23 protein-coding genes are annotated in these 24797 nt (G+C 71.1%); 16 read left to right on the top strand and 7 right to left on the bottom strand.

What is annotated here, in order from left to right; all coding sequences use genetic code 11:
• Positions 1 to 16 precede the first annotated feature (16 nt).
• From ACFU8W_RS02610 to ACFU8W_RS02600, 3 genes are read right to left on the bottom strand one after another with little or no spacing between them, the layout of a single operon-like run.
• The gene (locus tag ACFU8W_RS02610; protein ID WP_384031556.1) at positions 17 to 2404 is read right to left on the bottom strand and encodes a xanthine dehydrogenase family protein molybdopterin-binding subunit; all 2388 of its coding nucleotides are present in this window, start codon (positions 2402 to 2404) and stop codon (positions 17 to 19) included.
• 5 nt (positions 2405 to 2409) lie between these two features.
• On the bottom strand, positions 2410 to 2946 hold the full coding sequence (locus tag ACFU8W_RS02605) for a (2Fe-2S)-binding protein (RefSeq protein ID WP_384031555.1): 537 nt from the start codon (positions 2944 to 2946) through the stop codon (positions 2410 to 2412).
• Positions 2946 to 3815: an FAD binding domain-containing protein gene (locus ACFU8W_RS02600; protein WP_384031553.1), complete on the bottom strand. Its 870-nt coding sequence runs from the start codon at positions 3813 to 3815 to the stop codon at positions 2946 to 2948. The genes ACFU8W_RS02605 and ACFU8W_RS02600 overlap by 1 nt, the downstream gene beginning before the upstream one ends.
• A 142-nt stretch (positions 3816 to 3957) precedes the next feature.
• Here ACFU8W_RS02600 and ACFU8W_RS02595 point away from each other — a divergent pair, with 142 nt between their 5' ends.
• Together ACFU8W_RS02595 and ACFU8W_RS02590 are read left to right on the top strand one after the other, a co-directional pair.
• Complete coding sequence (locus ACFU8W_RS02595; RefSeq protein ID WP_384031551.1) at positions 3958 to 5052, top strand: XdhC family protein; 1095 nt, start codon at positions 3958 to 3960, stop codon at positions 5050 to 5052.
• Positions 5053 to 5100: 48 nt separating this feature from the next.
• Positions 5101 to 6360: a TetR family transcriptional regulator gene (locus ACFU8W_RS02590; protein ID WP_384031549.1), complete on the top strand. Its 1260-nt coding sequence runs from the start codon at positions 5101 to 5103 to the stop codon at positions 6358 to 6360.
• 46 nt (positions 6361 to 6406) lie between these two features.
• Here the strand turns inward: ACFU8W_RS02590 and ACFU8W_RS02585 are convergent, their stop codons facing one another.
• Positions 6407 to 7771 (bottom strand): MFS transporter, encoded by a 1365-nt coding sequence (locus ACFU8W_RS02585; RefSeq protein ID WP_384031547.1) that lies wholly within the window; start codon positions 7769 to 7771, stop codon positions 6407 to 6409.
• Between the two features lie 301 nt (positions 7772 to 8072).
• Here ACFU8W_RS02585 and ACFU8W_RS02580 point away from each other — a divergent pair, with 301 nt between their 5' ends.
• The 11 genes from ACFU8W_RS02580 to ACFU8W_RS02530 are packed head-to-tail and all read left to right on the top strand — an operon-like array spanning position 8073 to position 18083.
• A complete protein-coding gene (locus ACFU8W_RS02580) occupies positions 8073 to 9557 on the top strand; it encodes an aldehyde dehydrogenase (protein ID WP_384031545.1) in 1485 nt (494 codons plus the stop codon).
• A 31-nt stretch (positions 9558 to 9588) separates the two neighbouring features.
• Positions 9589 to 10533 carry a VOC family protein gene (locus ACFU8W_RS02575; protein WP_384031543.1) on the top strand — a complete coding sequence of 315 codons (945 nt, stop codon included), beginning with the start codon at positions 9589 to 9591 and terminating at the stop codon, positions 10531 to 10533.
• Positions 10530 to 11327 carry an aspartate dehydrogenase domain-containing protein gene (locus ACFU8W_RS02570; protein WP_345509788.1) on the top strand — a complete coding sequence of 266 codons (798 nt, stop codon included), beginning with the start codon at positions 10530 to 10532 and terminating at the stop codon, positions 11325 to 11327. Before ACFU8W_RS02575 ends, ACFU8W_RS02570 begins: the two co-directional genes overlap by 4 nt.
• Entirely contained in the window at positions 11324 to 12112 is a 789-nt protein-coding gene (locus ACFU8W_RS02565; RefSeq protein ID WP_384031540.1) for an alpha/beta fold hydrolase, read from the top strand. The genes ACFU8W_RS02570 and ACFU8W_RS02565 overlap by 4 nt, the downstream gene beginning before the upstream one ends.
• Positions 12113 to 12124: 12 nt before the next feature.
• A complete protein-coding gene (locus ACFU8W_RS02560; RefSeq protein WP_376665990.1) occupies positions 12125 to 12646 on the top strand; it encodes a cupin domain-containing protein in 522 nt (173 codons plus the stop codon).
• Positions 12639 to 13394 carry an SDR family oxidoreductase gene (locus tag ACFU8W_RS02555; protein WP_384031538.1) on the top strand — a complete coding sequence of 252 codons (756 nt, stop codon included), beginning with the start codon at positions 12639 to 12641 and terminating at the stop codon, positions 13392 to 13394. Before ACFU8W_RS02560 ends, ACFU8W_RS02555 begins: the two co-directional genes overlap by 8 nt.
• Positions 13395 to 13413: 19 nt before the next feature.
• Complete coding sequence (locus ACFU8W_RS02550) at positions 13414 to 14202, top strand: SDR family oxidoreductase (protein WP_384031536.1); 789 nt, start codon at positions 13414 to 13416, stop codon at positions 14200 to 14202.
• Positions 14203 to 14211: 9 nt separating this feature from the next.
• Complete coding sequence (locus ACFU8W_RS02545; protein ID WP_384031534.1) at positions 14212 to 15837, top strand: thiamine pyrophosphate-binding protein; 1626 nt, start codon at positions 14212 to 14214, stop codon at positions 15835 to 15837.
• A gap of 37 nt (positions 15838 to 15874) precedes the next feature.
• Positions 15875 to 16810 carry a PDR/VanB family oxidoreductase gene (locus ACFU8W_RS02540; RefSeq protein WP_384031532.1) on the top strand — a complete coding sequence of 312 codons (936 nt, stop codon included), beginning with the start codon at positions 15875 to 15877 and terminating at the stop codon, positions 16808 to 16810.
• 29 nt (positions 16811 to 16839) lie between these two features.
• Positions 16840 to 17064: a recombinase-like helix-turn-helix domain-containing protein gene (locus ACFU8W_RS02535; protein ID WP_327242639.1), complete on the top strand. Its 225-nt coding sequence runs from the start codon at positions 16840 to 16842 to the stop codon at positions 17062 to 17064.
• A gap of 2 nt (positions 17065 to 17066) precedes the next feature.
• On the top strand, positions 17067 to 18083 hold the full coding sequence (locus ACFU8W_RS02530; protein ID WP_266978117.1) for an aromatic ring-hydroxylating dioxygenase subunit alpha: 1017 nt from the start codon (positions 17067 to 17069) through the stop codon (positions 18081 to 18083).
• 100 nt (positions 18084 to 18183) lie between these two features.
• Here the strand turns inward: ACFU8W_RS02530 and ACFU8W_RS02525 are convergent, their stop codons facing one another.
• Positions 18184 to 18393: a hypothetical protein gene (locus ACFU8W_RS02525; protein WP_384031529.1), complete on the bottom strand. Its 210-nt coding sequence runs from the start codon at positions 18391 to 18393 to the stop codon at positions 18184 to 18186.
• Between the two features lie 301 nt (positions 18394 to 18694).
• Between ACFU8W_RS02525 and ACFU8W_RS02520 the strand changes: the two genes are divergently transcribed.
• Positions 18695 to 19315, top strand: coding sequence for an L-threonylcarbamoyladenylate synthase (locus ACFU8W_RS02520; RefSeq protein WP_384031527.1), 621 nt, complete (start codon positions 18695 to 18697; stop codon positions 19313 to 19315).
• A 165-nt stretch (positions 19316 to 19480) separates the two neighbouring features.
• Here the strand turns inward: ACFU8W_RS02520 and ACFU8W_RS02515 are convergent, their stop codons facing one another.
• The gene (locus ACFU8W_RS02515) at positions 19481 to 20926 is read right to left on the bottom strand and encodes a purine-cytosine permease family protein (protein WP_384031525.1); all 1446 of its coding nucleotides are present in this window, start codon (positions 20924 to 20926) and stop codon (positions 19481 to 19483) included.
• A 69-nt stretch (positions 20927 to 20995) separates the two neighbouring features.
• Between ACFU8W_RS02515 and ACFU8W_RS02510 the strand changes: the two genes are divergently transcribed.
• Together ACFU8W_RS02510 and ACFU8W_RS02505 are read left to right on the top strand one after the other, a co-directional pair.
• Complete coding sequence (locus ACFU8W_RS02510; protein ID WP_384031523.1) at positions 20996 to 21712, top strand: TetR/AcrR family transcriptional regulator; 717 nt, start codon at positions 20996 to 20998, stop codon at positions 21710 to 21712.
• Between the two features lie 21 nt (positions 21713 to 21733).
• Positions 21734 to 23356 carry an amidohydrolase gene (locus tag ACFU8W_RS02505; protein WP_384031521.1) on the top strand — a complete coding sequence of 541 codons (1623 nt, stop codon included), beginning with the start codon at positions 21734 to 21736 and terminating at the stop codon, positions 23354 to 23356.
• Between the two features lie 372 nt (positions 23357 to 23728).
• Here ACFU8W_RS02505 and ACFU8W_RS02500 read toward each other — a convergent pair whose 3' ends face one another.
• Positions 23729 to 24679, bottom strand: a complete 951-nt coding sequence (locus ACFU8W_RS02500) for a helix-turn-helix domain-containing protein (protein ID WP_384031519.1) — start codon at positions 24677 to 24679, stop codon at positions 23729 to 23731.
• Between the last annotated feature and the right edge of the window lie 118 nt (positions 24680 to 24797).

The following is a 24797-nucleotide window of genomic DNA, read 5'->3' as shown; positions in this document are numbered from 1 at the left end:
TCAGGTGGGGCCGGACTCAGGTGCGGGCCGCCGTACGGATGAGCGCGCGCACCCGGCTCGGCGAGAGGGGGCCGCGGCGTACGACCACGTCGAAGGGGCGCAGCGCGTCCTCGACGGCGCCGGCGAGTACCGCCTGGGGGGCGATCGCACCGCCTTCCCCGAGGCCCTTGACGCCGAGGTCGTTCATGGGGCTCGGGGTGAAGATCTCGTCCATGTCGAGGTCGGGGATCTCCGAGGACGTGGGCACCAGATAGTCCATGTAGGTGCCGGTGCGGGGCTGGCCGTCGGGGCCGTAGACCATCTCCTCGTACAGTGCTCCGCCGATTCCCTGCGCGATGCCGCCGGTGACCTGGCCTTCCGCGATCATCGGGTTGACGATGTTGCCCGCGTCGTGGACGACGACGTAGTGCAGGATCGCGATCTCGCCGGTGTTTTCGTCGACCTCGACGACGGCCGCGTGCGCTCCGCTCGCGACCGCGAAACCCGGTGGGCGAAAGTGCACGGTCTCGCTGATCTCGGTGCCGTGCCGGCCGTCGGTGGGTTCGGGGGTGCCGGGCAGCGGTGCCTTCCCGGCCAGTTCCGCCAGGCTGATGGACGGCCCGCCCGGCTCCTTCGCCCGCACGACGCCGTCGCTCAGGTCGAGGCCGTCCGCCGCGACACCGAGGCGTCGGGCCGCCGCTTCGACGATCTTCTCGCGGACGAGGCGGCCGGCCCGGTGGGTGGCGTTGCCCGCATTGACCAGGGCGCGGCTGGCGATGGTGCCCACGCCGAACGGAGTGGCCTCGGTGTCGCCGCCGACCACGTCGATGGCATCGAGCGGCACCCCGATGGCGTCGGCGGCGATCTGCGCCATGGACGTGCGGTGTCCCTGCCCCTGGGAGGGGGCGCCGATGGCGAGCCGCACCCGGCCGCTGGGGGCGATGTCGATCCGCGCGGTTTCGAACGGTCCGAGGCCGGTGGCCTCTATGTACATGGCGAACCCGATGCCGACTCGCTTGCCGTCGCGGGCACCTTCGCGTTGCCGGGCGCGTACCCGCTCGACGCCCGCCTTCGCGACGGCGCGGCGCAGAAGTTCGGGGAAGTCCCCGGAGTCGTAGGACTGCGGTCTGCCCGAGCGGTCCACCAGGCCGGTCGCGTACGGCATCTCGTCGGGCCGCACGAGATTACGGACCCTCAGCTCCTCGGGCTCGATGCCCAGTTCAGCGGCCAGCCGGTCCATCGCCCGCTCCATGGCGAACACCGTCTCCGGGCGGCCGGCTCCCCGGTAGGGCGTGGCGAAGGTGGTGTTGGTGAGGACACCGACGACATCGATGTGCACGTTCGGGACGCGGTAGGGACCCAGGAGATGGCACAGCGAGTTGTACGGCACGACCAGGCCGGTCATGTTGTACGCGCCGAAGTTGACGGTGATCCGGTCGCGTACGGCGAGGATGCGGCCTTCGGCGTCCGCGGCGAGCTCGATGCGGTGGATCTGTTCGCGGGCGTGCGAGGAGGCGGTGAGGTTCTCGTTGCGGTCCTCGCGCCACAGCACGGGGCGGCCGAGGCGACGGGCGGCGTGCGGGACGAGGAGTTCCTCGACGTAGAGGATGCCTTTCTGGCCGAAGCCGCCGCCGACATCCGCCGCGATGACGTGGACCGTGGCGGATTCGAGGCCGAGAGTGTGGGCGATGGCGTCCCGCAACCGGTGCGGGGTCTGGGTGCCCGACCAGACGGTCAGCCGGCCGCTGTACGGATCGACCTGGGCCGAGATCGCACGGGTCTCGATCGGCGAGGCGACATAGCGGTGGGCATCGAACTGCTCGCTCACCACCGTGTGCGCGCCGGCGATCGCCGCTTCCGGGTCGCCGACGCGAGTGGCGACGGCGACTGCGGTGTTGTCCGCCAGATCCTCGTGCAGCAGGGGTGCGTCCGGGGTCAGGGCGTGGTCGGGGTCGACGAGCACGGGCAGCGGGGCATACCGCACCTCGACGAGTTCCAGGGCGTCCTCGGCGAGGTAGCGGTTCTCGGCCAGGACGACGGCGACGGGCTGGCCGACGTAGAGGACCTTCTCGCGGGCGAGCAGCGGCATGGGCGTCATCCGGACCACCGGGTCCAGGAGCTCGGCGAGGCCGGGCGGGGTGCGCAGTTCCTCCTTGTTCAGCATCGCGGGCAGGTCCGCCACGTCGTCGCCGGTCCATACAGCGACGACGCCGGGGGCGGCGAGGGCCGCGGTCACGTCGACCGACTCGATACGGGCGTGGGCGTGCGGGCTGCGCAGGAAGGCGGCCTCGACGGCGCCGGGGAGGGCGATGTCGTCGACGTAGCGACCGTTGCCACGAAGCAGCCGGTCGTCCTCGACGCGTGGGACGGAACGGCCGATCCAGCCGCCGTTGCCGGGCCGGTCCCGGTCGAAGTCATGGGACATGGGGGTCACTCCCCGAATCGCTCGTCGAGTGCCTGGCACACGGCACGGCGGATGTTGCGGTAGCCGGTGCACCGGCACAGATGCCCGCTGAGCGCGTCGGCGACCTGTTCCTCGTCCGGGCGCTCGGACTGCTCGGTCAGGGCGGCCGCCGTCATGACGAATCCGGGCGTGCAGAATCCGCACTGCATGCCGTGGCACTCGTGGAAGGCCCGCTGCACGGGGGTGAGGGGGGCATCGGCGGGGGCCAGGCTCTCGACGGTGCGGATCTCGGCACCGTCGCATTGCACGGCCAGGGTCAGGCAGGTACGCACCGGCTCGCCGTCGACGAGGACGGTGCAGGCCCCGCAGACCCCGTGCTCGCAGCCGACATGGGTGCCGGTGAGGCCGAGCCGGTCGCGCAGGAAGTCGCTGAGCAGCAGGCGGGACTCGACCTGGGCGGTGACCGGTCGGCCGTTGACGGTGAGGCCGATCTCGTGCCAGGCGGAGGGCTCGGCGAGCGGCGGTGTGCGCGCGGCGAGCGGGGTGGGGACGGAGGGGGTCATCAGCAGCGCTCCCAGGCGGTGGTGCAGGCGTGGACGAGGAGATGGGCGGCGCCCTCGCGCCGGTACTCGGCAGTGGCGTGGACGTCGTCGGAAGGGGTGAGGCCGGCCAGCACGGCGCGGGCCGCCGCGGCGCGGGCCTGCTCGCCGGCGTCACTGTCCACGAGCGCGTCCTCGGCGGCGGGCAGACGTACCGGGACGGGGCCCGCGCCGCAGAAGACCACGCGGGCCGTGCGGACGGTGCCCGCAGCGGTGTCCCTCTCCAGGACGGCTGCCACACCGACGGTGGCGAAGTCGCCGTGCCTGCGGGCCAGTTCCTCGAAGGCCCAGCCGTGGTGTGCCGGGGGCGGCGGGAACACGACCTCGGTGAGGAGCTCGTCGGGGTCGATGGCGGTCGAGAAGGTGGCGACGAAGAAGTCCTCGGCGGTGACCGTACGGGTGCCGCGCGGCCCGGTGATCACGAAGCGGGCGTCCAGGGCCAGTGCCGCGGTGGGCAGTTCGGCGGCCGGGTCATGGTGGGCGAGGCTGCCGCAGACGGTTCCGCGGTTGCGGATCTGCGGGTGTCCGATGTGGTCGATCGCTGCGGCCAGGAGCGGCCATCCGTCCCGTACCGCGTTGTCGGCGGCGGCGTGGGCCTGCCGTACTGCGGCTCCGATGCGGAGGTTGCCCGACTCGTCCACATGGACGCGGCCGAGTTCGGGAATTCGGGTGATGTCCACGAGCAGCTCGGGCCTGGCGAGGCGCATGTTCAGCATGGGGATCAGGGACTGGCCGCCCGCCACGACCTTGGCCTCCCGCTCCTCGTCGGCGAGGAGGGAGACCGCCTCCGCGACAGTGCTGGGGGCGGTGTAGTCGAAGGATGTGGGTTTCAACCTGCTGTCACCGGACCTCTCGGGTCGTCGTCGCGTCGTGGCATTCGACACGGACAGATCTATCTAGCACCTGAAATGATTTACACTAAAGTTTCTTCTTGGCAAGAGGTTGCCCGAGATTTCACGGCCCGAGGAGAGCGATATGCGACACGTCATCGACCAGGCAGCGGCCTGGCAGCGCTCCGGAACCCGCTTCGCCATGGCGACCGTCGTGCGGACCTGGGGCTCCTCCCCGCACGGTCCGGGCGCGACGATGCTCGTGTCCGAGGACGGTCGCATTGTCGGCAGCGTCTCCGGCGGCTGCGTCGAAGCCGCCGTCTGCGCGATCGCGGAGGAGGTACTCGCGGGCGCCGCCCCGACGGTCGAGCGCTGGGGAGTCGGCGACGAGGACGCCTTCGCTGTGGGCCTGACCTGCGGGGGAACGATCGAGGTACTGGTCCGCGAGGTAGGTCCGGAGGTACCGCTCGGCCGGCTTGCCGCCGACATCGCGGTCGGCGCGCCGGTGGCTCTGGTCACCCCTCTCGACAGCGCCGGCGGCCTGGTCGTCGGCGGCGGGGCGGCGACGGGTTCACTGGGCGACCCACGCGCGGACCGGGCCGCGACCCTGGCTGCCGAGGGAATGCTCGGCCGCGGCGCCAGCGGACTCGTGACCAGCGGAAACGGCTCGACCGACGACACCGGCTGCGCAGCACAGCAGGAGTTGCTGGTGCAGTCCTTCGCACCCCGGCCACGGTTGCTGATCTTCGGCGCGGCCGAGTTCGCCCGGCCTCTGGCAGACATCGGCGCTGCGCTCGGCCACCGGGTGACCGTCTGCGACGCCAGGCCCGCATTCGCGGTGGCCGAACGCTTCCCGAGGGCCGACGATGTCGTCACCGACCGGCCCGACCGCTGGTTCCACGCCCATGAGGACCTGGTCGACGCCGCGACGGCGGTGTGCGTGCTGACCCACGACACCCGGTTCGACGTGCCGGTTCTCGCCCTCGCCCTGCGCAGCCGGGCCGGTTACGTCGGAGCCATGGGCAGCCGCCGGACGCACGAGGACCGTCTCGCACGACTACGCGCGGCGGGCACGACCGAAGCGGAAATCGCACGGCTGCGCTCGCCGATCGGACTTGATCTCGGCGGCCGGGGACCCGAGGAGACCGCCGTGTCGATCATGGCCGAGATCGTCGCGGTGCGGCGCGGCGGCAGCGTACTCCCGCTCACTCTGCGAACCGGTCCCGTCCACAGGATGTGATCCTTTTTGAACGACTGTTTTTATGAACACTCGTTTAATGTGAACCATGTGGATCCAGAGAACAAGAGCCGTCGACGACCGGGTGGAAGCCCCGCGTCAGGAACCGGGCAGGGTGAGGGGCAGCCGTCGCAGCGCCGCCCCGGCTCCCATGATCCGGAGGGCAACCGCCACGCGGTCCTCGACGCGGCCCGGCGACTGTTCGGCGCGCACGGCTACAAGGGCGTAGGGGTCCGCGCCATCGCGGCCGAGGCCGGGGTGACGCCCGGCCTGGTGATGGCGTACTTCGGCACCAAGGACGGTCTGTTCCGTGAGGCGGTGGGCAGCGGGTCGGGCGTCACCAACGATGTGCTCGCGGCCGCGGCCGACAACTCGGGCGAACTGCCCGCGGCTCTCGCCCGCGCCTACCTCGACCGGTGGGACCGCCTGCCGGCCGACGATCCCTGGCCCGCGCTGATCCGCTCGGCCGTCAGCCACCCGCCGAGCGCCGAACTCCTGCGCACGATCCTGGAGAAGCAGGTCGGCGAGCCTCTCACGCGGCTGCTCGGCGACTCGGCCGACGCCGAGGTGCGCGCCGCCATGGTTCGGAGCGTCCTCTTCGGCGTGATCATGGAGCGCTATGTCTTCGCTCATGAACCGGCGGCCTCCGTCCCGACCGAGGAGCTCGCTCCGGCGCTGACGGACGTGCTCACCACCGCTTTCGGCGAAGCCCTCGCCGACACCCCATCGGCACCGGGCGCCGCAGGCGAGGGCGTGCCCGTGCGCCCGGCCGGGGTCGGCGCGGCCCTGCGGCCCCCCTCGGTGACCGGCTCGGAGCCCGTACCCCCTGAGCCTCTTCGCACGGACCCCGTGGCCCCCGGTGCGGACGACTCGCCCTCGGCCCTGTTCGCGCAACTGAGCGAGTGCGCCGTTCGCCATCAGGCGCTGATCGGCAGGACCGTCCGCGAGTACGGCATCAGCCTGCCCGCTTACGACGTGCTCGCCACCCTCCGCGACGCGGGCGAGCCCTACCGCCGCACGATGGGCGAGGTGGCGGCGGCCGGCACGGTCCGCGCGGGCGGTCTCACCCAGCACGCGGACCGTCTGGAAGCGGCGGGTCTGATCCGGCGGGAGCGCGACGCGGACGACCGCCGGATCGTCCGGCTGCGTCTCACCACGGAGGGTCTCGAACTCGCCGACCGGGTCTTCGCCGTACGGTCGGCCCAGGAGCGGGAGTTGCTCGCCGGGCTGGGCTCGGTAGACCGGCGCCGGCTCTCCGGGCTGCTCGGAACCCTGGGGCAAACGCTGGGGGCCGGTGTCCCGGAGCAGTGATCGCTGCTCCGGGACACCGGCCCGCACCGTGACTGCCGATCGCGTTTCAGGCGTTGAGCTCCTCCAGCGTCCTGCCCTTGGTCTCGACGGCGAACCACGCGATCACGGCGCCCACCGCGGCCACCACGGCGAGCTGCGCGAAGACGACGGCCAGACTGCCGCCCGCGCCGATGATCGCGCCGACGGTCACCGGACCGAGGATGACACCGAACCGGTTCCACAGACCGCCGAACGCGGCACCCTTGGCCCGGTTGAACGTGGGGTACAGCTCGGGCGAGTACAGGTAGAGCCCCGCGTTGATCGCGTACAGGAAGAAGGTCGTGCACGAGGCGAAGACGGCGACCTGACCGCCCGAGGTCGCACCGGCCAGTGCGAGGACGCCCAGCGAGAGCACGGTGCCGACGAGCGCGCCGACCAGCGCGGGCCTGCGGCCGATGCGGTCGATCAGCAGGGCCACGACGAGCGTGCCGAGCAGGCCGGTGACGTTGCTGAGCAGGGTATAGACGAGCGCGGTGGTCAGATCCAGCCCGAACTGCTTCGTGTACAGCGACGGCAGCCAGGTGGAGATGCCGTGGTTGACGTAGTACGCGACGAACCACAGACCCGACAGTACGGCCGTCCGCCGAAGATAGCGCCCCCGGAACAGGTCGCTCAGCCGGCCCTGGGAGGTCTCCTCGGGCAGCGTCGCGGCGGGTGCGGGCAGCGGCTCGGCAGTGGCCTGGGCGACCTCCGCCTCGATACGGGCGAGAGCCTCCTCCGCTTCCTCCGTGCGGCCACGGGACAGCAGCCAGCGCGGGGACTCGGTGACATGGCGGGGCAACAGGGCGGCGATCAGCACCGGGACGGTGCCGACGACGAACATCGCGCGCCAGCCGAAGTTGGGGACCACCCATACGGCGACCAGGGTGGCCACCGCGAGTCCCGCCGGGAAGATCATCTCGTACAGCAGGACGAATCGGCCCCGCTTGTCGGAGCGGGCGATCTCATTGATGTAGGTGGCCGCGACGGGCACGACACCGCCGATGCCGAGACCCTGGACGAACCGGAAGAGCGAGAAGGTCTCGATGTTGCCGGAGAAGGCGACGGCGAGGCTGGCGAGACCGGTGACGGCGACGCCGAGGGCGACAGTGCGCACGCGGCCGATCTGGTCACCCATCCAGCCGGCGGCCAGTGCCCCGAGCAGCATGCCGATGGAGGCGGAGGTCACGGCGAAGGTGGCCTGCCCGGTGGTCAGGTGCCATTCCTTCATCAGGACGGGCAGTGCGGAGGCGGCCAACAGCTGGTCGAACGCCTCGAAGAAGGTGACGGCGCCGATCAGGAATCGGACCTTGACGTGCCAGCGCGAGTGCGGCAGTCGTTCAAGTCTCGCGGCTATGGAGCCAAGGGCTGGCTTGCCGGCCACAGTCGTCATGGAGGGGGTCCTTCCGCGGACAGAGGAGTTGCGGAGACAGTAGGGTCCCGTATCTAAGCGGTCAATGGTTAAGAGCTTAGAAATCTGACAGCCATCCACTCGTCGATCATCCTCGCCGCCACAGATCCCATGCTCAAGGTCCCCTCGATACCGATTTCAACTCGGGCCTTGCGCAGAGAAAGTTAAGCCCTTAGATTTCTAGCACTTCGACAGTGCAGGCAGCCCAGTCACTCCGGTCTCGCGCCGAGCGCATCCGCACCCGAAGTCCCCTCATTCCGCCGCCTCGCCCGGAGGTTCTCCCGTGCCGCACTTCCCCACCGACATCCTGATCGCGGGCCAGTGGCGACGCGGCGCGGGCGAGCCCGTCGACACCGTCGACCCGGCGACCGGCCGCATTGTCGCCACCGTCCACTCCGCATCGGCGGACGAGGTCGCCGAAGCGGCCGAGGCCGCGGCGAAGGCAGCTGCGGACCCCGCCTGGCGGGACCTGCTCCCCCACGAGCGCGCCCGGCTGCTGCACCGGATCGCCGAGCTGACCGAAGAGGCTGCCGACGAGCTCTCGGCCCTGCAGACCGCCGACACCGGCAAGACCCTGACCGAGACCCGGGCCCTCGCGCTCAGCGCGGCAGGCACCTTCCGCTACATGGCGGCCGCCCTGGAGACGGCGGAGGACTCCGTCACCCCGTCCCGCGGCCCGTACGTCACGATGAGCGTGTACGAACCGATCGGTGTCGTCGGCGCGATCAACCCCTGGAACTCCCCCGTCGCCAGCGACGCGCAGAAGATCGCCCCCGCGCTCGCGGCCGGGAACGCGGTCCTTCTCAAGCCCGCGGCCTGGACCCCCCTGGTCTCCCTCGCCCTCGGCCGTCTGATCACCCGGGCGCTCGACGAGTTCGGGATGCCCACAGCCCTGCTGTCGGTGCTGCCGGGCAGCGGCCGGGTGGTCGGGGACGCCCTCGTACGCCATCCTCTCGTCGCCCGCATCGGATTCACCGGCGGTACGGAGACCGGGCGGTCCATCGCCGCGGTCGCGGCGGAGAAGCTCGTCCCCGCCTCGCTGGAGCTGGGCGGCAAGTCGCCGACGATCGTGCGCGCCGACGCGGACGTCGAACAGGCCCTGGCAGGCGTGCTGTTCGGGATCTTCTCGTCCAGCGGCCAGTCCTGCATCGCCGGTTCCCGGCTCTTCGTGGCCCGTGAGATCTACGACTCCTTCGTCGGTGAACTCGTCGAGCGTGTCCGCAAGTTGCGCGTCGGCCCCGGCACCGAACCGAGCACCCAGGTCGGCCCGCTCGTGCACCACCGCCACCGCGACTCCGTCGCCGCCTATGTGGACCTCGCCCGCTCCGAAGGCGCGCGGGTGCTGTGCGGCGGGTCCGCCCCCGAGGGCGAGCGGTACCAGGACGGCGCGTACTACCTGCCGACCGTCCTCGACGGGCTGCCGAACACCTCCCGCACCTGCCGGGAGGAGATCTTCGGACCCGTGCTGGTCGCCCTGCCCTACGACGACGAGGACGATCTGGTCCGTCAGGCCAACGACTCGGTCTACGGGCTGGCCTGCGGCATCTGGACCCGCGACCTGCGGGCCGCATGGCGGATCGCCCGCCGTATCGAGGCCGGCACCGTCTGGATCAACACGTACAAGCAGTTCAGCGCCTCCACCCCGTTCAGCGGGTGGAAGGACAGTGGCCTCGGTACGGAGAAGGGTCGCGACGCGATCCGCGCCTACCAGCGCCAGAAGTCCCTGTACTGGGGCACCTCCGACCTCCCCCTCCTCTGGGCCAACTGACCCGGCACGCCTGCCCGTCTTGGAGAGACTCATGCACCAACCACCGCCCGGTCCGATCGCCCGGCTCCGATCGCTGCGCTACGTCGAGCTGCACACGCCGGCCTTCACCGAGGCCGCCGACTTCTACGAGGAGGTCTGGGGCCTTCGGACCGTCGAGTCCGACACCGGCACCCGCTGGCTGCGCGGCACGGGCGACGAGCACCACGTGCTCCACCTGACCGAGCGGGAGCGGGTCGGCCTCGGCCGGATCGCGTTCGCCGTCGCGACCCCCGCCGAGGTCGACGAGGCCGCCCGGCGCCTCGAAGCACGCTCCATCGTTCCCGTCCTCGGACCCGGCCCGCTGGAACAGGCCGGCGGGGGCTACGGGTTGCGGTTCACCGACCCCGAGGGGCGCCTCATCGAGATCAGCGCCCAGGTCGAGGCGGTCGTCCCGCGCGGCCGGGACGGCGCCGTGCCCGTCGGGGTCACGCACGCCGTGCTCAACACCACCGACATCGACGCCGCCGTCGCCTTCTACTGCGATGTGCTCGGTCTGCGTGTCTCCGACTGGTCCGAGCACCAGATGGCGTTCCTGCGCTGCAACGCCGACCACCACTGCATCGCCTTCAACCAGGCCGAGTGGACCTCGCTCAACCATGTGGCGTACGAGATGACCTCGGTCGACCACTTCATGCGGGGCCTCGGCCGGCTGCGCCACCACGGCATCACCCCCCAGTGGGGACCCGGCCGGCACGGTCCCGGGAACAACACCTTCTCCTACTTCACCGACCCGTCGGGGCTGGTCTGCGAGTACACCTCCGAGGTCGCCCAGATCGTCGAGGACGCCTGGATCGCCCGGGTGTGGCGGCGGGTGCCCGACCTGTCCGACCTGTGGGGCACGGCCGGTCCGCCGTCGAAGGAGATCCGCTGTCACATGGCGGGCTCGCCGGACCCCGGCCCGCTCGCTCCCGTCGACGCCCAGGAGGCAACCGCATGAGCACCGTACGCAAGGTCGGCGTGGTCGGCTGGGGTGCGATCGGCCGGGTCGTCGGCACCGCACTCGCCGAGGGGCAGGTGGGCGGCGCCGAGCTGGTGTGCGTCGTCGACAACCGTCCCCTCGGTGAAGCCGCGCCCGCGCGTCAGGTCACCTTCGAGGAGGCCCTGGAACTCTGCGACCTGATCGTCGAGGCCGCGGGCCAGGGCGTCGTGCGGGAGTGGGGAGAGCGGGTGCTGGCCTCCGGCACCGATCTGCTGATCGCCTCCAGCGGGGCGCTGACCGACGACGAGCTGGCGAAGCGGCTGCTCGCGGCGGGGCCGGGCCGGGTGTACTTCACGGGCGGCGCCGTCGGCGGTCTCGACCTGCTCCAGGCGGCACGCTCGCTCGGCCCGCTGGACGAGGTGCGCCTGACCACCACCAAGCTGCCGTCGACCCTCGAACAGCCTTGGATGGATGAGGAGTTGCTGACCCGGATGCGGACGGCAACCGGGCCGGTCGAGGTCATGTCCGGCACCGCCCGCGAGGTTCCGGTGAAGTTCCCCAAGTCGACGAACGTGGCCGCGTCGGTCGCGCTGGCCGTCGGCGACCTGGACGCTGTGCGGGTCCGGGTCGTCGCCGACCCGGCGGCGCACCACACCCGGCATGTGATCGAGGCGTCCGGCCCGCACGGTGCGTACCGCTTCGAGGTGGCGCATCTGCCCGACCCGGGCAATCCGGCAACCAGCCAGGTCGTGCCCTACGCGGTGCTGCGCAGCCTCGCGGCGCTCGCCGGACGGACGGGGCAGATCCTTTGAGCGGCCGCGTCGACGTCCATGTGGAGGAGGCCGGTGACCGAGGTCCACTCCTGCTGTGCCTGCACGGCATCGGCTCGTCGTCGGCCGCGTTCGCCCCGCAGGTCGCCGAACTCTCCTCGTACGTAAGGGTCGTGGCCTGGGACGCCCCGGGCTACGCCAAGTCCCCCGACCCCGAGGAGCCGCTCACCCTCGACGACTTCGCGGACACGGCGGCCGCCCTCATCCGCGAGCGTGCCTCGAACGCACATGTGCTCGGCGTCTCCTGGGGCGGTGTGATCGCGCTTCGGCTCGCCGCCCGCCACCCGGAGCTCGTCGCCTCGCTGATCGTCGCCGACTCCAGTCCCGGCTCGGGCACGGACGAAGCGAAGGCCAAGGGCATGCGGGCGAGGGCGGGCGAGCTGGCCGAGCTCGGCGCGCGCGCCTTCGCCGAGGCGCGCGGACCGCGGCTGCTGTCGCCGGGCGCTCCGGACCATCTGGTGCGCCGGGTCGTGCGGACCATGGCGGAATCGGTACGGCTGCCGGGTTACGCGTACGCCGCCGAGTCCATGGCCGCGGCCGATCTGCGCGCCGAACTCCCCTCGATCACCGCGCCCACGCTCGTGCTCTGCGGCGACCAGGACGTGGTCACCGGGATCGAGGCGAGCCAGGCCATCGCCGGGGCCATCCACAGAACCGCCTACGTGATCGTCAAGGACGCCGGTCACCTGGCCAACCAGGAGCAGCCCGGGCACTTCAACGCCTGGGTGCTCTCCCACCTCCGCATCACCGCATCCATTCCCGAATAGGAGCTGTTCCCCATGCCTCTGACCACCACCGAGTACGACAACGGCGGCGACCTGTCCGCGTACACCGACTCCCTCATCGCCACCAAGAGCTCCCGCGTGGCGGACTTCGACACCCTCTCCTTCCAGGAGAAGGCCGGCCCGCAGTACCGCCGCGGCCAGATCCGGTATGTCGGTTCCGGCGCCACCGGCAACCACGAGAGCGACAGCCGCATCATCCCGTCCGGCGGCTTCACCTTCTCCAACATGCTGCTGCCGCCCGGCGCCGAGGGCCCGGCCCACACCCACCACGACGTCGAGGAGGCGTTCTTCGTCCTGGAGGGTGAGGTCAAGGTCGGCATCCACCGCGGCCCGGACGAGGCCGAGTACCGTACCCTCGGCTACCGCGACATGATCGTCGTCCCGGCCGGCGTGACCCGGTCGCTGAAGAACGAGGGCGACACCGACGCCCTGTTCTGCGTCGTCATCGGCACGCAGAAGCCGCAGGTGCCGACCTACCCCGAGTACTCGCCGATGCACGGCGTCACCCGTGGCTGACCAGCCTCCGGCCGACGCACGCACCGTCGTCGTCACCGGCGCGGGCCGTGGCCTGGGACTGGCCATGGCCCGCCGGGCGGGCGCCGACGGCTTCCGGGTCGTCGTCGCCGAACTGGAACGGGAGCGGGGCGAGCACGCTGTCGCGGAGCTGCGCGCGGAGGGCGTCGACGCACACTTCGTACGCTGCGACGTCGCCGACCCCGCCTCGGTGGACGCGCTGGCCGACGCCGTGCGCGAGCTGGGCACGCTGTACGGCCTGGTCAACAACGCGGCGCTCGCCAACGGCGTGGGCGGCAAGGAGTTCCAGGACATCGACGTCGAGGTGTGGGACCGGCTGATGACGGTCAACGCCCGCAGCCCGTGGCTGGTGTCGAAGACGCTGTATCCGCTCTTCGCAGGTCCCGGCCGCATCGTCAACATCGCCTCGGACGCCGCACTGTACGGATCCCCGCGCCTGGCCCACTACATCGCCTCCAAGGGCGCGGTCATCGCACTGACCCGGGCCATGGCCCGCGAGCTCGGCGACCGGGGGATCACCGTGAACGCGGTCGCCCCCGGACTCACCGAATGCGAGGCGACCGAGACCGTGCCCGCCGAGCGGCACGACCTCTACCGCATGAACCGGGCCATCCCCCGGCCGCAGCAGCCCGACGACCTCACGGGGATCGTCTCCTTCCTGCTCGGCGAGGAGTCCCGCTATCTGACCGGCCAGGTGATCGCCGTCAACGGCGGCTTCACCATGAACTGAACTGCAGGAGAAACGAGTTATGGATCTGGGCCTCGCCGACCGCACCATCGTGGTCACCGGCGGCAGCTCGGGCGTCGGCCTGGCCACGGTCCGCGCCCTCCTCGACGAAGGCGCCCGTGTCGCCACCTGCGGCCGCGACGCCGACCGGCTGGCCAAGGTGGCCGCTCGGCTCGGCGCCGGACGTGACCGCCTGCTGACCGGCGTGTGCGACGTACGGGACGCCGATGCGGTGCACGGCTTCGTCCGACGCACCGCCGAGGAGTTCGGAGGCATCGACGGACTCGTCAACAACGCCGGACAGTCCCGGATGAAGGGTCTCGACGATTCCACCGCCGAGGACTGGCGCGACGAGCTGGAGCTGAAGTTCGCCGGGGTGCTGAACCCACTGCAGGCGGTTCGCCCGTATCTCGCCGCCTCCGGCGCGGCGAGCATCGTCAACATCAACGCGGTGCTCGCCAAGCAGCCGGAGACCCGGCTGATCACGACGAGCGCCGCCCGCGCCGGCATCCTCAATCTCTCCAAGTCCCTGTCGGCCGAACTCGCCGGCGACGGCATCCGGGTCAATTCGGTCTGCCTGGGACTCATCGACACCGGCCAGTGGACCCGACGCCACGCGGCCGCGGACTCCGGCATGACCTACGAGGACTGGCAGGCGGAGCTGGCCGCCGACCGGGGAATCGCGCTGGGCCGCCTCGGCCGGGCCGAGGAAGTCGCGTACGCGGTCGTCGCCCTGCTCTCACCCCTCGCCTCGTACATCACCGGCACCAGCATCGACGTCTGCGGCGGAGTCGGCCGCTCCATCCTCTGAGGAGACACCATGCGTTACGACAACGGAGGCGATCTCCTCGTCGCCGTCCTCCGCGAACTCGGCATCGACACGGTCTTCGGCATCGTCAGCGTGCACAACCTGCCGCTCGTCGAGGCCGTCGACCGCGAACTGCGGTTCGTCCCCGTCCGGCACGAGGCATCCGCCGTGAACGCCGCCGACGCCTACGGGCGGGCCCGCGGCACCCTCGGCTGCGCACTGACCTCGACCGGCACGGGGGCGGGCAACGCAGCCGGATCACTGATCGAGTCCCTGAGCGCGGGCAGCTCCGTGCTGCACATCACCGGCCAGGTGGAGAGCGAATTCCTGGGCAGCGGCCGGGGCTTCATCCACGAGACCAAGGATCAGCTCGGCATGCTGACCGCCGTATCGGCGTACGCGGCGAGTGTGCCGGACGCGGAGCAGGCGGGCCGGATCCTGCGCGAGGCGGCCCACGCCACGCTGACCGCGCCGTGCGGTCCGGCAAGCGTGGAGTGGCCGATCGACCTCCAGTACGCGACGCAGACCGACGAACCCACCGAGCTCCCCGCACCCGCCGTCCCCGCTCCCGCGGCGAATGAGCTGGCTGCCGCCGGAGCCCTCCTGGCCTCGGCGCGCCGTCCGCTGATCTGGGCCGGTGGCGGCGCCGTCACCGCCCGCGGCGAACTGGCCCGGCTGCTGGAGGCGACCGGGGCAGGACTGCTCACCTCGAACTCCGGGCGCGGAGCAGTGCCCGAGGACCACGAGCAGGTCATCGGTAACTTCGCCACCACCCCCGCGGGACGTGCACTGCTCGCCGACGCGGACGTACTGCTCACGATCGGCACGCACTTCCGTTCGAACGAGACCGCCGACTACACGCTGAAGCTCCCCGGCGCGCACATTCAGGTGGACATCGACGAGGCCGCGCTCGGCCGCGTGTACCCGGCCACCCACGCCCTGCACGGCGATGCGGCCGCCGCCCTGACCGGTCTTCTGCCGCACGCCCGGCCCGCCGAGTCCGGCTGGGCGGAGCGCGTCGCCGCCGTACGCACCGAGGTGCGGGCGGCCCTGCACGACAGCATCGGCCCGCAGGCCGCGATCTGCGACGCGATCCGCGCCGCGCTTCCCCGCGAGGCGGTCGTGGCGCGCGACGTCACCATCCCGTCCAGTAGCTGGGGCAACCGACTGCTGGAGATGTACGACCCGTGCGACAACGTCTTCCCGCGCGGCGGAGGCATCGGGCAGGGGCTCGGCATGGGCATCGGCGCCGCGCTCGCCCGGCCCGACACGCCCACCGTCGTGATCGCCGGCGACGGCGGACTCGCCGTCCACCTCGGCGAACTCCTCACCCTCGCCCAGGAGCGGCCCCGCCTGACCCTGATCGTCTTCAACGACGGCGGCTACGGCGTACTGCGCAACATGCAGGACCGTTACGGCGAGCGCCGGTCCGGGGTGGACCTGGTCACCCCCGACTTCGAACTGCTGGCACGCGCCTGTGGGCTGCCGTATCTGCGGATCGCCGCCGAGGAGCACGCCGGACCGGTGCTCGACGAGGCCGTCGCCTCGGGCGGACCGACCCTCGTCGAGGTCGATCTGACGGCACTGGGCCCGATGAAGAACCCGTTCACCCCACCCGTGAGGATCCCGGGCCAGTAGCCCGGCCCCCGTACTGCCGGTAAGGAGGCAACAGGCCATGAGCGAGAACTCGCTGCAGCTGATCGTCCGTCGTATGACGTGGGAGGCCGAAGGCGTACTGTCCGTCGAACTGACCCACCCCGACGGCAAACCCCTGCCCGCCTGGAAGCCCGGCGCGCACCTCGATGTCCATGTCGGCGGCCAGGTCCGCCAGTACAGCCTGTGCGGCGACCCGCACACACCGGACGTCTACCGCATCGGCGTGCTCAACGAACCCGCCTCGCACGGCGGTTCGCGATACGTGCACACACAGCTGCGTCCCGGGCAGCCGGTCACGGTCTCCGAACCGCGCAACCACTTCGCGCTGGAGGACGCCGACGCCTATGTGTTCGTCGCCGGTGGCATCGGGATCACCCCGCTGCTGGCGATGGCCCGGGAGGCCGCCCGCCGGGGAACCTCGTGGCGGATGGTCTACGGCGGCAGGGGCCGGGCCTCGATGGCGTTCACTTCGGAACTCGCGGCGCTCGGCGGTGACATCGCACTCGTCCCGCAGGACGAGCTGGGCCACATCGACCTCGACGCCGCGCTCGCGGAGCTGCCCGACGGCACGCTGGTGTACTCCTGCGGACCCGAACCGCTGCTCACGGCCGTCGAGGAGCGCTGCCCCCAGGACCGGCTGCGCCTGGAGCGGTTCGCCGCACCGGTCGTGGATCGCACCGGTGACGACGAGGCGTTCGAGGTCGAGTGCCGCACCTCCGGGGTGACGGTCACGGTCGGCGCGGACACCTCGATCCTCGACGCCGTGGAGAGCGCCGGGCTGAGCGTGCAGAGCTCGTGCCGCGACGGAATCTGCGGGTCCTGCGAGACCCGGGTGCTCGACGGCACCCCCGACCACCGCGACTTCCTGCTCAGCGAGGCCGAACACGCCGCCGGCGCCACGATGATGATCTGCGTCTCGCGGTGTGCCTCCGGCCGACTCGTCCTCGACCTGTGACCCCTTCCCCCGCACTTTCAGGAGACACCGTGACCGACACCTGGCCGTACCTGGACGTCCACCAGTCCCGCACGCACGAGCCGACCCCGTACGAGTACAAGCTCGCCGCGACCCTCGAGGACGTCTTCACCAAGGAGGGCCACGAGCTGACCGACGTGGTCCGCGGGCTCAACGCCCGTCAGGTCCACGCCGCCGACGGCACGCCGTGGACCGAGGAATCCTTCCGCGCCGAGATGAACCGACTGGGAGCCTGACCATGACGCTGTCGTCCTCCGCCACCGCGGACCACATCTACGCCACCGGTCTGCGCAACCAGTGGCACGCCGTCGTCCCCTCGCACTTCGTCGCCCCGGGCGCGATGCGCAAGGTGACCGCGCTCGGGGAGCAGTGGCTGCTGTTCCGCCGCTCCGACGGCACTCTGTCGATGCTCGCGGACCGCTGCCCGCACCGCGGCGCGCCGCTCTCGCTCGGCAAGCACCTCGGTGACCGGGTCGCCTGCTGGTACCACGGCGTGGAGGTCCGGACCGACGGCACGGTCTCTTCCGTCCCCGGACTGCCCGGCTGCAGCCTGGAGGGCAAGAAGCTGGTCGCCTCGCTGCCGGTGCGCGAGGTCGCGGGCGCGATCCTCGCCTACTTCGGTGACGAGGAGCACCCGGAGCCGGCGGCGCTGACGCTGCCCGAGCCGCTGACGGACCCCGGGGTGGACGCGTTCCTGTGCTACGCCGAATGGAACGTGCCGTGGCGGTACGCCGTGGAGAACCTGCTCGACCCGATGCACGGTGCGTTTCTGCACCACGAGTCGCACACGATGTTCGACGGAGACACGACAGCCAAGTTCCGCATCCGGGAGACCGGTCGCGGCTACTTCTTCGAGAAGACCGACCAGCGAGGCGTCAACTTCGACTGGGTGGAACTGTGCCGCACCGGCGTGGACTGGGTCGACCTGTCCATCCCGTACCCGCCGTCGGCCGGCCCCGGCGGACCGTTCGGCATCGTGGGCATGGTCTGCCCGGTGGACGAACAGCGCACGGGCGTCTTCTTCTGGCGTTACCGCCGCGTCGAGGACTGGCAGCGCGCGTCCTGGCGTTTCCTGTACAAGACCCTGATCGAGAAGCGCCATTGGGAAGTCCTGGAGCAGGACCGCGTGATGCTGGAGGCCATGCCGACCGACGCCGACCAGCGGGAGAACCTGTACCAGCACGACCTGGGCGTGGTCCGGCTGCGCCGGCTGTACCGCGCGGCGGCGGAGGCCCAGTCGTCGGCGGGCGCCTGAAAAGGGACGGTACCGGCAACGGCGCGGTGGGTGGCCTCGCTGCCGCCGCACATGACGTGCGGTGGCAGGACTGCCGCTGCTGCCGGGGACCTGAGCCGTTTCACCCGACGATCCACCGCGCAACGCGGTCGCCGACCCGGGTGAAGCGCCGTATCGCGTCCGTCGGAACCACTCCCTCGTGGCCCTGGCGGAACGGCCGGGGCCACGAGCCGGAAATGAGGACGGGCAGGTGGTTGATCGCCATGTCGTCGACCGGGATGACGGTGCCGGCCGCCCGGCAGTCCGGCGTTGGATGTTGACGGGGCAACACACGGGATTCTCCCGTTCCACCTGGAACACATTGACGGTGTCGCCGTCAACGATGAGCCGACGACCTGCCCGGGTCTCGTCCGCAGGTGCCCGCGGATCGGTTGCGGTGAACGTACGCGCGCGCACGCGCAGGTGGACCGGCGCCTGCTGCCGGATGGCGAGCGTGCGCAGACGGACTCGGGAGAAGTCCGTTCGCTCGTCTGCTTCGCGACCCGGGCCAGGACCAGGGGATCAATCGCCCTTCTTCCTTGTCGTCGCTCCTGTTCCTCACCACGGCAGTCCGGATCACATAAGCTCGAAGAATGGCGAAGTACTTCGACGTGCACCCCGAAAATCCTCAGCGGCGCACCATCAGCACGGTGGCTGACACCATCCGCTCCGGTGCGCTCGTCGCGTACCCGACGGACTCCTGCTACGCACTGGGATGCCAGCTGGGCAACCGAGACGGCATCGGCCGGATCCGTTCGATCCGGAACCTCGACGATCGTCACCACTTCACCCTCGTGTGCCAGGACTTCGCACAGCTGGGTCAGTTCGTGCACGTCGACAACGACGTGTTCCGCGCGATCAAGGCAGCCACGCCCGGGAGCTACACCTTCATCCTCCCGGCGACGAAGGAGGTGCCGCGTCAGCTGCTGCATCCGAAGAAGAAGACGGTCGGAGTCCGTATTCCCGACCATGTGGTCACCCAGGCCCTGCTCTCCGAGCTGGGTGAGCCGCTGCTCTCCAGCACCCTGCTCCTGCCCGACGAGGACGAGCCGATGACACAGGGCTGGGAGATCAAGGAGCGGCTCGACCACGAGGTGGACGCGGTGGTCGACTCGGGTGACTGCGGCACCGAACCGACGACGGTCATCGACTTCTCCGAAGGCGAGGCCACGATCGTGCGCCGAGGAGCAGGCGACACCGCCCGGTTCGAATAGGCACCAACGGACCGACCGCCTGCGGGGGATGGGCCCGCGTGCCCCGGCTCGGACGCCGACCCCGGGGGCGGTCGGGCCGGGACGTGTCCGGCCGCCCATGCTGTTCGCCGGAGTGCGCGGGGGGTCGAAGATCCACGTGCGGAAGGGGCTCCCTCGACCGTCGGCTCATGCCCGCATCTCCGTGCCGGGCGCGGAGCGGGAGCGCCGCATCATGACCGCGTAGACCGCCGACGCCACGGCGATACCGACAGGCAGAGCGAGGTCAACTCCGTCCAGGGCGCGGGCGAGCGGGCCGGCGTAGACGGTGTTCACGCAGAGGGCCGCCGCTGCGGTGCCTGCCGTGAGCGCGAGGGCGCCCGACCAGTTGACGCCGGCGGTGAACCAGAACGGGCTGTCGGAGGTCTCGTCGGTCAGCCCGGGGCCGTCATAGCGGTTGCGGCGCAGCAGGATGTCAGTGGCGTAGATGGCCATGCTCGGGCCGAGCAGGACCACGGTCAGCTGAAGGACGTTGCTGACCGTGTCGAGGAAGTTGGACACGAGCAGCGCGTACAGGGTCAGGGCGACACCGACGACTCCGTCGACGATGACACTGAGGGAGCGGCGGATGCGGACACCGACGGCCTGGAGGGCGAGTCCGGAGCTGTAGGCGGTCATGGCGTTGATGGCGATCGTCCCCAGCACCAGGGCGAGCAGGAAGACGGGGGTGAACCAGGCGGGCAGGATCGTCTCCAGCGCGGTCTGCGGATCGGTCATGTCGACCGCGGTCGCGGCGAACGCGCCCAGTGCGGTGACGACGACACTGGGCAGGAAGCCGCCGAGCGCGGTCCAGCCCACGATCGCCTTGGGGGATGTCGCCCGGGGAAGGTAGCGGGAGAAGTCGGCACTGTTGGTGTACGAGAGCGGGCCCGAGGCGATGAGCGTGACGCCGCCCGCGAGGGCCGCCCACAGGCTGCCGCCGGTCAGCGGCTCGGCGGGCTCGTAGCCGAAGTCCGCGTGCCCGAGCACGCTGAAGGCCACGACAGCGAACGCCGCGGTGAGGACCACGGTGATCGGGAGGTAGAGCTTCATGATCGTGGCGTGGCCGTAGACGCTGATGGCCAGCGTGAGCGTGGCAATACCCACCACGACTACGGTCTTGACGCCCGTGTTCGGCGTGATGCCGGCCTTCTCCACGAGGGAGAAGGCGGCGAGCGCGGCCGCCGCCAGGTTGAGGGCGATGTAGCAGATACAGATCACCCAGCCGGTGACCGCGATGTTCACCCGGTTGCCGCGGACGCCGAACATCGCACGCATGATCACTTCGCTCGGTGTCCCCGAGGCCGGGCCCGAGACGGCCAGCAGGCCGACCGGCACCCAGAACAGGTTGCCCACCACGATCACGGCGAGGGCCTGCCACAGGCTCAGGCCCATGAGTATCAGCGCGCCGCCGACCACCAGGCTCAGGTAGTTGACGTTCGCCGCCGCCCAGACGGCGAACAGCTCCCGCGCACGGCCGTGGCGTTCCCGCTCGGGAATGTGGTCGATTCCGTGGACCTCGATGCGGCTCGACCGGTCCGAGGACGTCAGCCCGTCGTCAGCGCCTGTGTTCGGGTCGGAAATCGTGGAAGCCATTGAGCCCTCCGAGTGCTGGGCGTACCCACCTGCTTGCTTATTGGTCGCACACTCAATAACATCGCGGGTATGCCGTCAAGCGTCCAGCGCAAACGAATTCGAAAATCACCGGCGGACCGACGTGCGGAAATCGTCGACGCGGCCGCCACCGTCGCCCTGACAGAAGGGCTGGAGTGCATCACTCTGCGGCGGATCGGCGAAGAGCTCGACGTCCGTCCGGGGCTGATCAGCCACTACTTTCCAGCGGTGGAAGACCTCGTCGGCGAGGCATTCGGCAGCGCCGCGAGCGCCGAAATCGACCGCCTCGTCCCGGCGGACAGGCCCGACGGGACCCCCGTCCAGCACCTCGCACGCTTCTTCGCTCACGCAACAGGAGAGGCCTACGACGACATCAGCCGCCTCTGGATCAACGCCCGGCACCTGAGCCGCTACCGGCCCGTCCTGCGGGACCGGGTCGGCACGCAGGAGGAGGCCTGGCGCGGACGGCTCGAAGGCCTCATCCGCGAGGGCGTCGCGCGGGGCGAGTTCCGCACGGACGACCCCTATGTGACGACCATTCAGATCCTGGTGGTGATCGACGGCCTCGGTGCCCACGCGAACACCGACACCAGCAACCGTCCGCCCGCGGTGATGCGCATGGCCGTCGCCATCGCGGAACGCGAACTCGGCCTGCCGAGCGGCATGCTCACCCGCCTCGCCGACGAACTCGGTACGGGCCCGGTCGGCGCGCCCGCGGCGACCGGCGACGACCTTCCAGCTGCCGGGCAGCCGGCCAACCCGACCTGACCAGCCCTTCAAGGAGCCACAGTGCGCACCCGTCTCGTCCTGCTCTCAGCCCGGCTGCTCGACCCGGTCACCGGCGAACTGCTGCCGGACACCGCCCTGGCCGTGTCCGGAGGGCGTATCGCCGCCCTCGGTGACGACCGGCGGATACGTTCGCTGGCAGACTCCTCGACCACGGTGATCGACCTGAAAGGGGCCGTGGTGACTCCCGGCCTGGTCGACGGGCATCTTCACCCGGTCTCCGGGGCCGAACTGACCCAGGGACTGGACCTGTCGGGCTGCACCGGCCTGGAGGAGGTGCGCGAAGCCCTGGCCCGTGAGGTCCGGACCCTCGCGCCCGGAGCCTGGCTGCACGGGTGGGGTCTGGACCCGAACGTCTTCGGGGACCGGCCCATCGAGGCTGCCGCCCTCGCCCCCGTACTGGACGACGTTCCGGCCCTCCTCCAGCTCTTCGATGCCCATTCCATGCTGGCCAGCCCCCGCGCGCTCGAACTCGCCGGCGTCGACGGGCCGCGCAGGTTCGACCAGGCCGCCGAGGTCGTCTGCGACGAGGCGGGCCGGCCGACGGGCCTGCTGCTTGAGGACGCCGCCTGCGAACTCGTGGAGCGCGCGGCCCCCCAGCCCACGCACGCGGAGCGCCGGGCCCGCCTCGCCGCCGCGCTGCGGAGCATGGCCGCCGCCGGTCTCACCGGCGGTCACGCCATGGACGCCAACGGCGACAGCCTCGCGCTCTACACCGACCTCGACGCGGCCGGCGAGCTGCCGCTGCGGCTGCGGGTCGCGCCCTGGTGCCAGCCCGGTACCGACGCCGACGCGTTGCGCGCCCTCATCGAGGATCAGGGCACCGGGGGCGGGCTCTGGCGCACCGAGGGCGTCAAGCTCTTCATGGACGGCACCATCGACAACGGCACTGCCTGGCTGGAACGCCCCGACTGCCACGGCGAGTCCACGCACGCCTTCTGGCCCGACCCCGATGCCTACACCCGCATCGTCGGCGAGCTCCACCGGGCCGGGGTCCCCACCGCCACCCACGCCATCGGTGACGCGGCCGTCCGGCACGTCCTCGACTCCGTCGACAAGGCCCTGGCCGCGGGCGACCGCGTGGTCAGGCACCGGATCGAGCACATCGAGACCGTGCCCGACGACACCCTGCGCCGCTTCGCCGAGCTCGGCGTCGTGGCCTCCATGCAGCCCACCCACTGCTGCGACTTCACCCGGGCCGACCACACCGACAACTGGTCCCGCCGCCTCGGCGAGGAGCGCGCCTCCCACGCCTGGCGCTGTCGCGATCTCTGGGACTCCGGCGCCACCGTCGTCCTCGGCTCCGACTGGCCGATCGCTCCCTATCCCCCGCTGGCCGTCATGGCGGGAGCCCGCCACCGCCGCCCCAGCCGCGATCTCACCCAGCCTCCGCACGGCCCCGACCAGGCACTGACCGCCCTGGAAGCCCTCCAGTCCATGACCATCAACCCGGCCTACGCGGCGGGCGAGGAACACGAGGCCGGCCGGCTCGCCGTCGGCCACCGCGCCGACCTCACGGTCTTCGCGGACAACCCCCTCACCACTCCCGCCACCGATCTGCCCGAACTCCCTGTGGTGCTCACCGTCCTCGACGGCCGCCCCACCCATCGCAGTCCGAGCCTCTGACCCTTCATGTCAGTCGACCGAAACGCATCTGACGGTTCGGGAAGGCCGGACGACGCGGCACGGTCGGTGCCCGCCCCCGCCGTCCCCATTGCCCCGGCCGTGACGGCCTGCCCGGCCGGCAGCAGTGCGAGCGACAGTCCGGCTGCCGGCAGCCGGGACCTTCGCCTCGCTGATGCTCCGCTCGTGGATGTCTCTCCTCCGCGCACCCGGTGAATGGGTGGTTCCGGGTGCTGTGAAGATTTTCCGTGGCAGCAACTCGCCTGCCTCCGTTCGACGTTGCGGTTACCTGCCGTGGCGGAGACTCGTCAGCGACGGACGCGGAGCACGGACTCGCCTTACGGCCTCCCCCACTCCCTGTCGTGGGGGAGGCCGTTACGCCCAGCCGTGGTGGCGGGCGTACCAGCCGAGCTGGATGCGGGTGGTCGCCCCGGCCTGGACCATCAGCCCCTGGATGCGCCGCTGCACGGTGCGCGCCGACATGTCCACCTGCGCGGCCACCGCATGGTCGGTGAGACCGGCGAGCAGAAGGCGCAGTATGCGGGTGTCCATGGCATCGATCCCGTGGTGCGGTTCGCCGTAGGGGCGGGCCCGTTCCCACACGGCGTCGAAGAGTGCCTGGGCAACGTTGGCGAGTCCGCCGCGCAGGACGAGGCTGGGGTCGACCTCGCTGCCGGAGCCGCGCAGCGGGAGCATCGCCGTCTCGCCGTCGCAGACGATGAGCTTGAGCGGCACCCCGTCGACCGTCCGGATCCGCATGCCCCGGGCGAGCGACTCGTCCACATTGTCGGCCGCGCTCGGTTCGCCCAGGAACGACTGATCGATGACGGCGCGCACGTGCAGGCCGCGCGACAGCACGGTCGGCTCCTCGGTGTTCTCCGGGCCGACCACCTGGACGTCGCCGGTGACGAACGTGTCGATGGCGTGCCGGGAGGAGAGCTGGAGCTGGAGGTACCGCTGACGCACGGCATCGCGCCCCTCGACGACCTCCACGAGATCGCGCTGCGCGCGTCCCATGGACCCGGTCCGGTAGGTCTCGACCAGCTCGGCGAGCGCGAGTTCCGCACGATGGAGGCGGATGCGGCGATCGGTCAGTTCCGTGCCGAGCGCGACCGACGGCGGCGCGGCGACATAATGGCCGCTTCCGGGACGCCTGTTGACCAGAGCGCGAGCGGCGAGCGAGTTCAATGCGTCCACGACTTCCGCGTCGGGGACGGCCGCCGCCGCGGCCACCTCGGCGACCGAGGCCGAGGGCCGCTCGATCAGTACCCTGTATACGGACTCCTCGCAGGCGCCGAGCCCGAGATCCTCCAGTGCCAAAGCCACCCTCCGGTCCGTGTGTTCCGCCGGATTCTTGCAGCTCGGCCGGGCGCACCCGACCGCAGGGCCCGGACGGTGCAACCGGAACCGTCGAAACCGCGGCGGCCGGTGGACCTGCCCCGCC

This window comes from Streptomyces sp. NPDC057565 (genome assembly GCF_042801455.1).
GTDB classification, from domain to species: Bacteria; Actinomycetota; Actinomycetes; order Streptomycetales; family Streptomycetaceae; genus Streptomyces; species Streptomyces yanii.
This window is presented reverse-complemented; position numbering and strand designations above follow the sequence as displayed.